9 protein-coding genes are annotated in these 14191 nt (G+C 69.4%); 8 read left to right on the top strand and 1 reads right to left on the bottom strand.

The features are described from left to right. Positions 1–100: 100 nt before the first annotated feature. Complete coding sequence (locus tag F817_RS0111355; RefSeq protein ID WP_024327763.1) at positions 101–682, bottom strand: HNH endonuclease; 582 nt, start codon at positions 680–682, stop codon at positions 101–103. A gap of 335 nt (positions 683–1017) precedes the next feature. Here F817_RS0111355 and F817_RS0111350 point away from each other — a divergent pair, with 335 nt between their 5' ends. The 8 genes from F817_RS0111350 (at position 1018) to F817_RS0111315 (ending at position 14161) form a co-directional block, all read left to right on the top strand. Next, positions 1018–2151 carry an NAD(P) transhydrogenase subunit alpha gene (locus tag F817_RS0111350; RefSeq protein WP_042799165.1) on the top strand — a complete coding sequence of 378 codons (1134 nt, stop codon included), beginning with the start codon at positions 1018–1020 and terminating at the stop codon, positions 2149–2151. After that, positions 2148–2459, top strand: a complete 312-nt coding sequence (locus tag F817_RS0111345; RefSeq protein ID WP_017942675.1) for an NAD(P) transhydrogenase subunit alpha — start codon at positions 2148–2150, stop codon at positions 2457–2459. The genes F817_RS0111350 and F817_RS0111345 overlap by 4 nt, the downstream gene beginning before the upstream one ends. Beyond that, positions 2456–3844, top strand: a complete 1389-nt coding sequence (locus tag F817_RS0111340; RefSeq protein WP_024327761.1) for an NAD(P)(+) transhydrogenase (Re/Si-specific) subunit beta — start codon at positions 2456–2458, stop codon at positions 3842–3844. The genes F817_RS0111345 and F817_RS0111340 overlap by 4 nt, the downstream gene beginning before the upstream one ends. Before the next feature lie 446 nt (positions 3845–4290). Further along, complete coding sequence (locus tag F817_RS0111335) at positions 4291–6495, top strand: primosomal protein N' (protein ID WP_024327760.1); 2205 nt, start codon at positions 4291–4293, stop codon at positions 6493–6495. Between the two features lie 88 nt (positions 6496–6583). Next, positions 6584–8347 carry an arginine--tRNA ligase gene (gene argS, locus F817_RS0111330; RefSeq protein WP_024327759.1) on the top strand — a complete coding sequence of 588 codons (1764 nt, stop codon included), beginning with the start codon at positions 6584–6586 and terminating at the stop codon, positions 8345–8347. Between the two features lie 3 nt (positions 8348–8350). After that, positions 8351–8935 carry an SPOR domain-containing protein gene (locus F817_RS0111325; protein WP_024327758.1) on the top strand — a complete coding sequence of 195 codons (585 nt, stop codon included), beginning with the start codon at positions 8351–8353 and terminating at the stop codon, positions 8933–8935. Positions 8936–8937: 2 nt separating this feature from the next. Continuing rightward, a complete protein-coding gene (gene hrpA / locus F817_RS0111320) occupies positions 8938–12879 on the top strand; it encodes an ATP-dependent RNA helicase HrpA (RefSeq protein WP_024327757.1) in 3942 nt (1313 codons plus the stop codon). Positions 12880–12904: 25 nt separating this feature from the next. Further along, a complete protein-coding gene (locus F817_RS0111315) occupies positions 12905–14161 on the top strand; it encodes an FAD-dependent oxidoreductase (RefSeq protein ID WP_024327756.1) in 1257 nt (418 codons plus the stop codon). The last annotated feature ends 30 nt before the right edge of the window (positions 14162–14191 follow it).

Raw genomic sequence — 14191 nt, 5'->3', positions numbered from 1 at the left:
GCATGGGGGACGGTGACTCCCTGTCGGAGTCACGGAGCGTCGCTTTGGTTCACACGCCAAGGATACCCGCGGGCACGAGTGGGCGCGCGCCCGGGACGGATCAGACGCTACGCCCCCGCAACGGGCTGGTACGCGGGAAGTGTGCCTGCAGGAATTCCATCTGGTCCGCCAGCACGCGCTTGCCCTTGAGGAAGATGTATTCCGCGTGGGTGGGGGTGAACGGGATGGCGAGCAGTTGCATCCCCGCCTCTTCCGGCGTGAACCCGGCCTTGTGATTGTTGCAGCGCTTGCAGGCGGTGACCACGTTGGTCCAGGTGTCCTCGCCATGCTGGCTGATCGGCGTCACATGGTCCCGGGACAGGTCGCGTTCCGCGAATGAATGGCCGCAGTAGAGACACAGGTGGGCGTCGCGACGGAACAGGGTGGTGTTGTTGAGCGGGGGGATGTAGTCGTTGAAGCGGGACTGGCGGGTGCCGTGAGTGGCGATGATCGAGTTGACCTCGACCCTGGACCGCAGCCCGGTGCGGGCGTTGACGCCGCCGCGCATGCGATAAAGCGGGCTGCCACAGGTGTAGGCCACCTGCTCGGTATAGTAGAGGCGCACGGCCTGCTCCAGGCCGATCCACTCCAGCGGCATGCCCGCGGCATCCGTGCGCAGGACCTGATGCTCGTTCGGCAACATGACCCGTCCCGTCTCAAGGAAACACGGATTTGCTCACGCGGGGTGCGAGTGAACAAATCCATGCCCCCTTCACTTTTACCCGAAAAACAATAAACAGCCTTCGGGAACAAAGCAATTACAACGCCATGACCCGAGGTATCGTACGCTCGCCCGACCGGAACAAGCCCCCGCAAGCGGCGGACACGGTTTAAGCACGAGCCCGGATCCGCTACACTCGCGGGTCGTTTTTTGTGCGGCTCGCCTGTTTCGTGCGGGCCGCATCCGATTTCACCACCCGCGAGCGCGGCTGATCGCCCCACAGGGAATAGGGGGCGCTTGGCCCGGGGAGAGAGCGCATGGCAATCAAATTATCCGTTCCCAAGGAGTCCGCCAGCGGCGAGCGCCGCGTGGCCCTGGATCCGTCGGTAGCGGCCAAGTTCAGCGATATGGGCATCACCGTGCAGCTGGAGAAGGGTGCCGGTTCCGACGCCCATTTCCCGGACGCGGCCTATGACAAGGCGACCGTGGTCGACACCGAAACCGCCTACGGCCAGTCGGACCTGATGGTCCGCGTGGCGCCGCCGACGGTCGAGGAGATCAACCAGCTGCCGGAGGGCTCGACCGTGGTCAGCCTGTTCCACGCCCACCGCAACCCGGACGTGGTCAAGGCGATGCAGGAGCGCAAGATCCTGAGTTTCGCGATGGAGCTGATCCCGCGCATCTCGCGCGCCCAGAGCATGGACGTGCTGTCCTCGCAGGCCGCCGTGGTCGGCTACAAGGGCGCGATCATGGGGTCCGACCTGTCCTGCCGCTTCTTCCCGATGCTGACCACCGCGGCCGGCACCATCCGCCCGGCCAAGGTGATCGTGATCGGCGCCGGCGTCGCCGGGCTGCAGGCGATCGCCACGGCCAAGCGTCTGGGCGCGATGGTCGAGGCCTATGACGTGCGCTCCGCCACCAAGGAGCAGGTCGAGTCGCTGGGCGCGAAGTTTCTGGATCTCGGCGTCTCCGCCGAAGGCGAGGGCGGCTACGCCCGCGAACTGACCGCGGAAGAGAAACAGCAGCAGCAGGACGCGCTGGGCGAGTACATCGCCAAGGCCGACGTGCTGATCACCACGGCCGCGATCCCGGGGCGCGACGCACCCAAGCTGATCCCCAAGACCATGGTCGAGGGCATGAAGCCGGGCGCGGTCATCATCGACCTGGCGGCCGAGGGGGGCGGCAACTGCGAACTGAGCAAGCCGGGCAAGACCAGCCGGCAAAAGGGCGTGATCATCCATGCCCCGCTGAACGTGCCCTCGCAGGTCCCGCTGCATGCCTCCGAGATGTACGCCAAGAACCTGCTGAATTTCCTCACGCCGATGATCGCCGAGGGCGGCGAGTTCCAGCCCGACTGGGATGACGAGGTCATCGCCAAGAGCGTGCTGACCCGCGACGGCGAGATCGTGCACGAGGCCACCCGCGAGGCCCTGAAGGGAGCGAACTCATGATCATCGAAGGCTTTATCGCGCTGTACATCTTCATGCTCGCGGCCTTCACCGGCTACGAGATCATCTCCAAGGTCCCGGTCATCCTGCATACCCCGCTGATGTCCGGTTCCAACTTCGTCCACGGCATCGTGCTGGTCGGGACCATGGTCGCGCTCGGCCATGCCACCACCCCGCTGGAACAGGCCATCGGCTTTGTCGCCGTGATCCTGGCCGCGGGCAACGCCGTGGGTGGCTACGTCGTCACCGAACGCATGCTGGAGATGTTCAAGACCAGCAAGAAGGACGACAAGAAGGGAGATAACGCATGAGCATGATCATCAACCTCGCCTATTTTGCGGCGGCGGTACTGTTCATCGTCGGCCTCAAGCAGATGTCCTCGCCGACCACCGCGCGGCCGGGCATCATCTGGGCCGGCGTGGGCATGGTGATCGCCACGCTCGTCACCTTCGTGCACCCGGAAGTCTCCGGGGGCGTGAACTACACCCTGATCATCCTGGGTATCGCCATCGGTGGCGGCCTCGCATGGTGGAGCGGCAAGAAGGTCGCGATGACCGACATGCCGCAGATGATCGCGCTGTACAACGGCATGGGCGGCGGTGCCGCGGCCGGCATCGGCGCGATCTACCTGCTGCAGGCCACCCCGGAGACCGTCAGCAACACCGGTCTGGCAATCGCCACGACCGGCTCGCTGATCGGTTCGGTCGCCTTCTCCGGCTCGCTGGTGGCCTACGCCAAGCTGCAGGGCCTGATGAAGAAGACCTTCCACTTCCCGGGCCAGCAGGTGGTGAACATCGCCATCTTCGCCATCACCGTGATCCTCGGCTTCATGCTGGCGACCGGCGGCGGCGAGATTGGCTCGGCCACGCTGCTGTTGTTCTTCGTCCTGTCGCTCGCCTTCGGCGTCCTGATGACCCTGCCGATCGGCGGCGCCGACATGCCGGTGGTCATCTCGCTGTACAACGCCCTCACCGGCCTCGCGGTCGGCCTCAAGGGCATCGTGCTCGACAACCCGGCGCTGATGATCGCCGGTATCGTCGTCGGCGCGGCCGGCACGCTGCTCACGCAGCTGATGGCCAAGGCAATGAACCGCCCGATCAAGAACATCCTGTTCAGCCAGTTCGGTGGTGGCAGCGGCGGTGCCGAAGAAGAGATCGAAGGCACCATGAAGGAGATCCAGGCCAACGACGCCGGGATCATGATGGCCTACGCCGAGAAGGTGATCATCGTGCCGGGCTACGGCATGGCCGTGGCGCAGGCGCAGCACAAGATCTGGGAATTCACCCAGCTGCTGCAGAAGCGCGGCGTGGACGTGAAGTTCGCGATCCACCCGGTCGCGGGCCGCATGCCCGGACACATGAACGTGCTGCTGGCCGAGGCCGGCGTACCCTACGACATCATCTTCGACCTCGACGAGATCAACGAAGAGTTCAAGACCGCGGATGTTGCGATGGTGATCGGCGCGAACGACGTCGTGAACCCGGTGGCCCGGACCAACCCGGACTCGCCGATCTACGGCATGCCGATCCTGAACGCCGACCAGGCGAAGAACGTCATCTGCGTCAAGCGCGGCAAGGGCTCCGGGTTTTCGGGCATCGAGAACCACCTGTTCTACGCCGACAACAACCAGATGCTGTACGGCGACGGCCAGAAGGTGGCCGCCGAACTCGTGGCCTCGGTCAAGGCGCTCGGCTAGTCGGCCCGACCCAACCGCGGGAACCGCAAAGGGACCCGCAACCGAAACCCGGCCAACCGCATTGCGGTGCCGGGTTTTTTTGTTGGTTCACCACGCATTACGGGGACGGCGGACCGGGTTGACACACACGCCCGGACACGGGACTGGGAGCGGAAATCTGTACACCCTCTGTACATACTACCCACAAGCGCCGCGATCGCACCCCGGTTAGCGCACATAGCATGCAGCCCATCTCACATAAGTATCGTAACTTGCTGTTTATTTTATATAAATATCGCTTGGTCGCTTTTTGCCCAATCCAAGCCGCCCCCTGCAGTAACAAGCATTTAGGACGACTCTCACCGTTTCGCCCACAGAGTTATCCACAGCTTTTGTGGATAACACATCCCATCCGCAGCGCGGCGGCCACTCCCCCTCCCCGGGGCCCGACACAGTAGACTGTGCGCATGCCTGCCGCGCCCCGAATCGCCCGTATCGCGCTGGATCGCCCCCTGGACCGGCTGTTCGACTACCGCATTCCCGACGCCCTGTCGCTCGCACCGGGGCAGCGGGTCCGTGTGCCCTTCGGCCGCGGGACCACCATCGGGGTGGTCGTCGAACTAGCCTCCACCAGCGAGGTACCGTCCGGCCGGCTGCGAGCCATCCTCGAGGCCCCCGAGGCCGAGCCGCTTCTGGGGACGCGCCTGCTGGAACTCCTGCAGTTCGGCGCCCGTTACTACCACCACCCTCTGGGCGAGGCGCTGCTGGGCGCGCTCCCCCCGGCCGTCCGGCACGGGGACCCGCTGCCAGCCCTCACGCCGGAGACGCTGTGGCGCAAGACGCCCGAGGGCGCCCGGGCGCTGGCCGATGGCGACGCGCGCGGAAGACGCCAGCAGGCCGTCCTTCGGACACTGGGAAACGAAAACGCCGCAGCGGCACTGGACCGCGCCACGCTGGCCGCCGCCACCGGACTGCAACTCGCCCCGCGCGAGCTGCACGCCCTGGCACAACGCGGCTGGCTCGAGGCGACTACGCCCGACCCCGAACACCCCCCGCCGCCCAACATCAGCGACCACGCACTGACCCCCGACCAGCGCGCCGCCGTCGACGCCCTCGCGTCGGGAACCAGCGCACCGCTGCTGCTGGAGGGCGTAACCGGCAGCGGCAAGACCGAGGTCTACCTGCAGATGGCCGAACGCGTCCTGGCACACGGCCACGCGGTCCTGTTCCTGATCCCCGAGATCGCCCTGACGCCACAGCTCAGCGCGCGCATCCAGCAGCGCTTCCCCGGCCAGGTCGCGCTGCTCCACTCCGGCCTGGCCGAGGGCGAGCGCCTGCGCGCCTGGGAGGCCGCCCGCCGGGGGCAACGCCGCATCGTGGTCGGCACCCGTTCCGCACTGTTCACGCCCCTGCCCGACCTCGGCCTGATCATCGTCGACGAGGAACACGACAGCGCCTTCAAGCAGCAGGACGGGTTTCGCTACAACGCCCGTGACCTGGCCATCAAGCGCGGGCAGCTGGAACAGGCCGCGGTCGTCCTGGGCTCGGCCACGCCGACCCTGGAGAGCCTGCACGCCGCCACCACCGGGCGCTACGGCCACGCCCGCCTGACCACGCGCCCGGACGGGACTCACCCGCCCACCGTCGAGACCGTCGACACCCGAGTGCATGCCCCGGACGAAGGCCTGACCGACCCGCTGCTGGATGCCATGCAGCAGACCCTGGCCGCCGGCCACCAGTGCTTCTTGCTGCTGAACCGGCGCGGCTTTGCCCGCGTGCTGGCCTGCGACGCCTGTGGCTGGGTGGCCGAATGCCCCGACTGCGATGCGCGCCTGACCATCCACGCCCACAACCCACGCGCGGTGTGTCACCTGTGCGGCCACCACGAACTGCGGCCCGAACGCTGTCCGGAATGCGCCGAACCGCTCGCTCAGCGCGGCCTCGGCACCCAGCGTCTGGAACAGGCCCTGGCGCGGCACTTCCCCGGCATTCCCCTGATCCGCCTGGACCGCGACAGCATCCGCCACAAGGGCGCACTGGAGGAGGCGCTGGACCGCATCCGCCGACTGGATGCCGCCATCGTCGTCGGCACCCAGATGCTGGCCAAGGGCCACGACTTCCCGCAGGTCGGCCTGGTCGGCGTGATCGATGTCGACCAGGGCCTGTTCAGCGTCGACCTGCGCGCGACCGAAAACACCCTCCAGCTGATCGTGCAGGCCGCCGGACGCGCCGGCCGTGGCTCCGGCGGCGGCCGTGTCCTGTTGCAGACCGGCCACCCGGACCACCCCCTGATCCGCGGCCTGAACGCCGCCGACTACCCGGCCATGGTCGCGCCCCTGCTGGAGGAGCGCGAGGCGGCCGGGATGCCGCCCCACGGCCACCTGGCGCTGGTCCGGGTCGAAGCCGGCGATGCCGAGACCACCCGCCGTCATGCCGAGCGTATCGCCACCCACCTGCGCAACGCGGCCACCGAGGGCCTGCGCGTGCTCGGCCCGGCCCCGGCGCCCCGCCACCGGGTCAATCGCCGCTTCCGTGAACAGATCCTGCTGCAGTCCACCCGCCGCAACCCGCTGCACCAGAGTCTGGCCCGGGCACGCCACGCCTGGCAGGCCGACGACCTCCCACGCGGTACCCGCATCGCCATCGACATCGACCCCGTCTCGCTCGCCTGACCCCGGTCCCGGTCGATGTCCCGGGGCGGCACGCCCCGCGCTTCCGGGTTAGAATGCGGCCCTTTTTACACGACGGATCGAGCCCCTCTTGAAAGACACCCTCACCGAGGCCCTCGCGGCCGCACTGGAGACCCTGGTGGCCGAGGGCCGCGTACCCGCCGACCACGGCGTCGAGGTACAGGTCACGCGTGCCCGCGACCGCGAACATGGCGACTTCGCCGCCAACCTCGCGATGCAACTGGCACGCCCGGCGAAATCGAAGCCGCGCGATCTGGCCGAGGCCCTGTGCGCCGCCATGCCCGAGGTGCCCGGCCTCGCCGCCACCGAGATCGCGGGCCCCGGTTTTATCAATTTCCGCCTGGCCGCGGATGCCCGCACGCTGGTGCTGGGCCGTGTCGCCACCCAGGGCAACGACTTCGGCCGCTCCAGCGTGGGCGGCGGACGCCCGGTGCAGGTGGAGTTCGTCTCCGCCAACCCCACCGGGCCACTGCATGTGGGTCACGGCCGCGGCGCGGCCTTCGGCGCTACCGTCGCCGACCTGCTGGATTTCTGCGGCTTCGACGTGACTCGCGAGTACTACGTGAACGACGCCGGGCGGCAGATGAACATCCTCGCCGCCAGTGTCTGGCTGCGCTACCTGGAGCAGCACGGCGTACAGGTACCGTTCCCGGCCAATGGCTACCGGGGCGACTACATCTACCCGGTCGCCGACACCCTGACCGCGCAAGTCGGCGACAAGGCGGTGCACCCGGCCGAGGCCGTCACCCGCGATCTCCCGGCGGACGAGCCCAACGGCGGCGACAAGGAGGTCTTCATCGACGCGGTGATCGCCCGCGCCCGCGAGCTGCTGGGCGAGACGCTCTACCGCGAGGTGTTCGACTGCGGCCTGAACGCGATCCTCGACGACATCCGCGACGACCTGCGGGAGTTCGGCGTGGAGTACCAGTGCTGGTTCTCCGAACGCAGCCTGGCCGACTCCGGCGCGATCGACGCCGCGGTGGAGGATCTTCAGGCGCGCGGCGCGCTGTACGAGCAGGACGGGGCCCTGTGGTTCCGCTCCACCGACTACGGCGACGACAAGGACCGTGTGGTGCGCCGCGAGAACGGCGACTACACCTACTTCGCCTCCGACATCGCCTACCACCGCGAGAAGTTCCAGCGCGGCTTCGAGCGCGTCATCAACATCTGGGGCGCTGACCACCACGGCTACGTCCCGCGCGTGCGCGCCGCCCTGCAGGCCCTGGGCCTGGAGGCCGACCGCCTCGACGTACTGCTGGTGCAGTTCGCGATCCTCTACCGCGGTGGCGAGCGCCTGCCGATGTCCACCCGTGCCGGGCAGTTCGTGACCCTGCGCGAACTGCGTGACGAGGTCGGCTCGGATGCCGCGCGCTTCTTCTACGTGCAGCGGCGCTGCGACCAGCACCTGGACTTCGACCTCGACCTCGCCAAGTCGCAGTCCAACGACAACCCGATGTACTACATCCAGTACGCCCACGCGCGCATCGCCAGCGTGCTGCGCACCGCCGCCGAGCGCGGGCACGCCCCGGCCGCGGCCGACGCGGAGGGCCTCAGCACGCGCCTGACCGAGCCGCAGGAAGACGACCTGCTGGATCGCCTGGACCGCTTCCCCGAGGTGATCGCGGCGGCGGCCGAGGCCTGCGAACCGCACCAGATCGCACAGTACCTGCGTGAGCTGGCCGCCGGCTTCCACGCCTACTACAACGCCGTGCCCTTCCTGAACGCGGAGGATGCCGCCGTGATCGGCGCACGCCTCGCACTGCTGACCGGCGCCAAGCAGGTCCTGCACAATGGCCTGCGCCTGCTGGGCGTAACCGCCCCGGAACGGATGTAGACCATGGCCCAGGCGCGCAAGACCCGTCGCAAGTCCGCCCCGCGGAAGGCCTCGCGGCCGATTCCCGGCTGGGTATGGATGGTGATCGGTCTGCTGATCGGGCTGGGCATTGCCGCCGTGCTGTATCTGCAGGGCGCCGACCGCTCGCCGGACCTGGGCGCGCTGTTCGGCGACCCGGCAACCGAGACCGCCGCCCCGACCCCGGCCCCCGTGGAACGCGAGACCGTCCCGTCGGACGACGAACCCCGGTTCCGCTACTACGAGCTGCTGCCCGAGGACGAGATCCGCGTGCCGGATTCCGGTCGTGACGCCCCCGCCCCGTCCATACCGCCGGCTGCGTCGCCCGCCGAGGGGGAACCGGTCGTCCTGCAGACCGGCTCGTTCCGGCGCTTTGCCCAGGCCGACGAGATGAAGGCCCGCCTGACCCTGCTCGGCCTCGACCCGCAGGTCCACGAGGTCGAGATCCAGGGCGAGACCTGGTACCGGGTCTACCTCGGCCCGTTCAGCGACGAGGACCGCGTGCGCCAGGCACTCGAGCGTCTGCGCACGGAGAACATCGAGGCCCTGCGTCTGCGCTACCAGGGCTGAGCGTGAAACCGGCCCCCGCACCGGATCTCGACGCCCTCGCGGCCCGTATCGAGGCGCTGCCTGCCGGCCGCGAACGCAAGGATCTCGCGGACCTCCTGCGCCGGGCCCGCCAGCGCCAGAAGCGCGGGCAGCCGTGCGACCGCATGGCCCGCTCCCTCGCCGAACGCCTGGCCACCACCGAGGGAGCCGGCCCCCAGGCAGGCAGCGACGAGCGCGCCCGTCTGCGCCCGCAACCCGTCTACGCCGGCGACCTGCCGATCCACGCCGAGCGTGAGCGCATCGTCACCGCCATCCGCGAGCACCCGGTGCTCGTGCTGTGCGGCGAGACCGGCTCCGGCAAGACCACCCAGCTGCCCAAGCTGTGCCTGGAGGCCGGGCGCGGCGAGGCCGGGCTGATCGGCCACACCCAGCCGCGCCGGATCGCCGCACGCTCGGTGGCCAGCCGCATCGCCGAGGAACTGGGCACCACGCTGGGCGGCGACCGGGATTCCACGGTCGGCTGCAAGGTGCGTTTCTCCGACCAGACCGGACCGAACAACTGGGTCAAGCTGATGACCGACGGCATGCTGCTGGCGGAACTGGCGCACGACCCGGAACTGCGCGCCTACGACACGCTGATCGTCGACGAGGCGCACGAACGCAGCCTGAACATCGACTTCCTGATGGGCGTGCTCAAGCGCCTGTCGCACAAGCGCCCCGAACTGCGCATCATCATCACCTCGGCCACGCTGGATCCGGAGCGCCTGTCCCAGTTCTTTGACGACGCGCCGATCCTGACCGTGGCCGGGCGCACCTACCCGGTGGAGCTGCGCTACCGTCCGATCGAGCCCGAAGACGCCGGCGAGGACGAATCCACAGAACGCGGCGAACGCGACCTGTTCGACGGCATCCGCGACGCGGTGGCGGAATGCGAACGCGCCGGCCCCGGCGACATCCTGGTGTTCCTGCCCGGCGAGCGCGAGATCCGCGACGCCCACAAGGCCCTGCGCGGCCAGGTACGCGCCGACACCGAGGTCCTGGCGCTGTACGCGCGGCTGTCCGCTCGCGAGCAGGCGCGCGTGTTCCAGTCCCACGCCGGGCGGCGCATCGTGCTCGCGACCAATGTCGCCGAGACCGCGCTGACCGTGCCCGGCATCCGCTTCGTGATCGACTCGGGGCTGGCCCGCGTCTCGCGCTATTCCTGGCGCTCGCGGGTGCAGCGACTGAGCCTCGAGCCAATCTCGCAGGCCGCCTGCGACCAGCGCGCCGGGCGCTGCGGCCGCCTGGGCCCGGGCATCTGCATCCGGCTGTTCGCGGAGGACGACTACAACCTGCGCCCGCCGTTCACCGACCCGGAGATCCAGCGCTCCAACCTCGCGTCGGTGATCCTGCAGATGGCCGCGCTGAAGCTCGGCCAGCCGCGACAGTTCCCGTTCGTCGACCCGCCCGACCCGCGCCTGGTCAAGGACGGCTATCGCCTGCTGGAAGAACTGGGTGCGGTAGACACGCGCGGGCGCATCACGCCACGCGGCCGCCAGCTGGCGCGCATGCCCATCGACCCACGCCACGGCGCGATGCTGCTGGCCGGAACCGACCATCAGTGCGTGACCGAGACCGCGACTATCGCCGCCTTCCTGTCGCTGCAGGACCCGCGCGAGCGCCCGGCCGAGGCCACCCAGGCGGCGGACCAGGCCCACCGTGAATTCCAGGTCGAGGGCTCCGACTTCATGGGCATGCTGCGGCTGTGGGACGCCTGGCACACGGCGCGCGAGGACCTCGGCTCGAATGCCCTGAAGCGCTGGTGCCGCGAGCACTTCCTGAACTTCCTGCGCATGCGCGAATGGCAGGAGCTGCGCGTGCAGCTCCTGCGCCTGGCCCGCGAGATGGACCTGAAGCCGAACCACCAGCCCGCCGACGCCGAGCCCGTGCACCGCGCCCTGTTGACCGGGCTGGTCAGCCAGATCGGGCAGAAGACCGAGCGCGGCGACTACCTCGGCGCGCGCAACCGCCGCTTCCAGATCCACCCCGGCTCGGTACTGGCGAAAAAGAAACCGGCCTGGGTGATGAGCGCGGAGATCGCCGAGACCACGCGCGTCTACGCCCGCGACAACGCCCGCATCGAGCCCGACTGGATCCTGGCCGCTGCCCCGCACCTGCTCAAGCACCACATCTTCGAGCCGCACTTCCAGCGCCGCAGCGGACGCGTCGGGGCCTTCGACCGCATCACCCTCTACGGCCTCGTCGTGGCGCCGAAGAAGCCGGTGGACTTCGCCAGACACGACCCGGCCGAGGCACGGCGCATCCTGATCCGCGAGGGGCTGGTCGGCGGCGAGCTGCGCACCCGCTCGAAGGGCGTGCAGGCCAACCGCGCGGCGGTTGCCGAGATCGCCGAGCAGGAGGCGCGCGGGCGCCGCCGTGACCTGCTGGTGGAGGAAGACCGGCTGTTCGATTTCTACGACGCCCGCCTGCCGGCCGAGATCACCGACGGCACGCGCTTCGAGACCTGGGCGCGCAAGGCCGAGAAGCAAAACCCCGACGCCCTGCGGATCGACCGTGCGGAGCTGCTGAACGAGCCGGACACCGCGCTCCCCCAGGGGGCCTATCCCGACCACCTGGAGATCGAGGGCCTGCGCCTGCCACTCGCCTACCGCTTCGAACCGGGTCAGCCGGACGACGGCGTGACCGTCACCATCCCCATTGCCGCGCTGAACGCGGTGCCCGACTGGCTGGGCGACTGGCTGGTCCCGGGGCTGCTGGAAGAACGCGTGACCGCGCTGCTGCGCAGCCTGCCCAAGGGCCTGCGCCGCCAGTTCGTGCCCGCCCCGGACTTCGCGCAGGCCACCCTGGAGCGCATCGAACACCGCCAGGGCCCGCTGATCCCGGCGCTGGCCGAGGCCCTGCGCGCCACGACCGGCACCGAGATCCCGCTGGACGCCTGGCGCCCGGAGGCGCTGGAGCCGCACCTGGTGATGCGCTTCCGCATCCTCGACCCAGAGGGCAACGAGCAGGCCAGCGGCCGCGACCTGGCCGCGCTGAAGCGCCAGCTGGGCGACAGCGCCGAGGCCCACTTCGACGCCAGCCGTCCCGACGAGGTCACCCGCGAGGGCATCACCGAATGGGACTTCGGCGCCCTGCCGGAGAGCGTCGAGTTCGACCACCAGGGGGCGCAACTGCGGGCCTTTCCGATCCTGGTCGACCGCGGCGACTCCGTCTCGCTGGAGCTGGAGCCCGACCCCGCGAAGGCCGAGCGCGCCCACCGCGCGGGCCTGCGCCGGCTGTTCCTGCTCGGCGCGCGCAAGACCGCGCGCGACCTGCGCCGCCAGCTCCCGGAGATCGAACGTGCCTGCCTGAACTACTCGACGCTGGGCAGTTGCGAGGCCCTGCGCGACCAGATCCTGGAGGCCGCCGCCGACCGCGCGTTCCTGGCCGAGCCCTGGCCGCGTGACGCCGAGGCGTTCGCCCGGCGGCTGGACGAAGCGCTGCCCGGCTTCTCGCCCACGGTGATGGAGCTCTCGCGCCTGACCGCCGAGATCCTGCGCCGCTGGCACGACCTGCGCACCCGCCTGCAGGGCGATCTGCCGCTGTCCTGGATCGAGGCCGCACGCGACATCCGCGGGCAGCTCGACGCCCTGGTGCCGGCCGACTTCCTGCTGCGCATCCCGCACGACGTGCTGCCGGAGCTGCCGCGCTATCTGGAGGCGATCGAGAAACGCCTGGAACGTCTGACCCAGGCGCCCGACAAGGACCGCGCCCGGCGCGTCGCCGTGGAACCCCTGTGGCAGCAGGCGCAGGAGCTGGTCGAACGGGCACCGGACCATCCGGGTGTCCTGGCCTTTCGCTACCGTATCGAGGAATTCCGGGTCTCGCAGTTCGCCCAGGAGCTGGGCACGCGCGAGAAAGTCTCCCCCAAACGCCTGGAACGCGAATACGCGACACTGATCCAACAACTGGCCAGTGGCACATGAATCGGTTTGATAGGGGAAGCAACGGATGCGCGTAGTCGTAATCGGGGCCGGAGTGATCGGCGTCACCACCGCATGGTACCTGCAGGAGGCCGGAGCCGAGGTGGTGCTGGTCGATGCCGGCCCCGCCCCGGCGACCGGCTCCAGCCAGGCCAACGGCGGCATGCTCCACGCGAGCCACGCCGAACCCTGGAACACGCCCGGCGTGGGCCTGGACCTTCTGCGCTTTCTGGGCCACACGGAATCGCCGCTGCTGCTGCGCCCGCACGCCCTGCCGGGGCTGACCGGTTGGGGGCTGCGTTTCCTGTGGCACAGCCGCCGTTCGCTGTTCGAGCAGCACACCCGCCTGAATGCGCGCCTGGCCGCCTTTTCGCTCAGGGAGATCGATCGCCTGCAAGGGGAACTGGCCTCGGAGGGGCTGGCGTTCGACTTTCGCCGCTGCGGCATCCTGAAGCTCTTCCAGGACCCCGCCAGCCAGGCTCACAATCGCGCGGCCAGCGAGTCGATGCGCGACGAAGACGTCCGCTTCGAGAACTGGGATGTGGAGCGAATCGTCGCCGAGGAACCGGCGCTGGCGCCGGTGCGCGACCGCCTGTGCGGCGGGCTGTTCTTCCCGGGTGATGCCATCGGTGACGCCGCCCGGTTCACCGAGCAGCTGCTGACGATCGGCCAGCGCCGCGGGATCCGTTACTACCCGAACGTCACGGTCCGGCGCCTGCGCACCCACCAGGGCCGGATCAACGCGGTGGAGACCTCCGAGGGGCCCATCGCGGCGGATGCCTGCGTGGTGGCCAACGGCTATCACGCCCCCGACCTGCTGCACCCGCTGGGCCTGCGCCTTCCGGTGGCGCCGGTGAAGGGCTACTCGCTAACCCTGCCGATGAATCCCGACTGCCACCTCAACCTGCCGATCATCGACGATGCCAACAAGGTCGTGATGACGCCGCTGGGCCACCGACTGCGCCTGGCGGGCACCGCGGAATTCGCCGGCCGCGACCGCCATCTGAACACCGCGCGCGCGGCCAACGTACTCGACCAGTGCGGGCGCACGCTGACGGGCCTGCCCCGGGCCTTCGACGCCGGGGCGATGGCGCCGTGGACCGGCCTGCGTCCGATGAGCGCGCGCGGGACCCCGATCCTCGGACCCACCGCGGTGCCCGGGCTTTACCTCAACACGGGCTCCGGCCACCTCGGCTGGACCTTCGCCTGCGGCGCCGCGGCGCTGGTGCGCGACAGCGTGCTCGACGAGCCCCCGGCGATGCCGCTGGACGGCCTGACGCTCTGACTTCGAAGGGTTTGGGGAGCGACACACCCT

Source organism: Thioalkalivibrio sp. AKL19, from assembly GCF_000420165.1.
In the GTDB taxonomy this organism is placed as follows: Bacteria; Pseudomonadota; Gammaproteobacteria; order Ectothiorhodospirales; family Ectothiorhodospiraceae; genus Thioalkalivibrio.
This window is presented reverse-complemented; position numbering and strand designations above follow the sequence as displayed.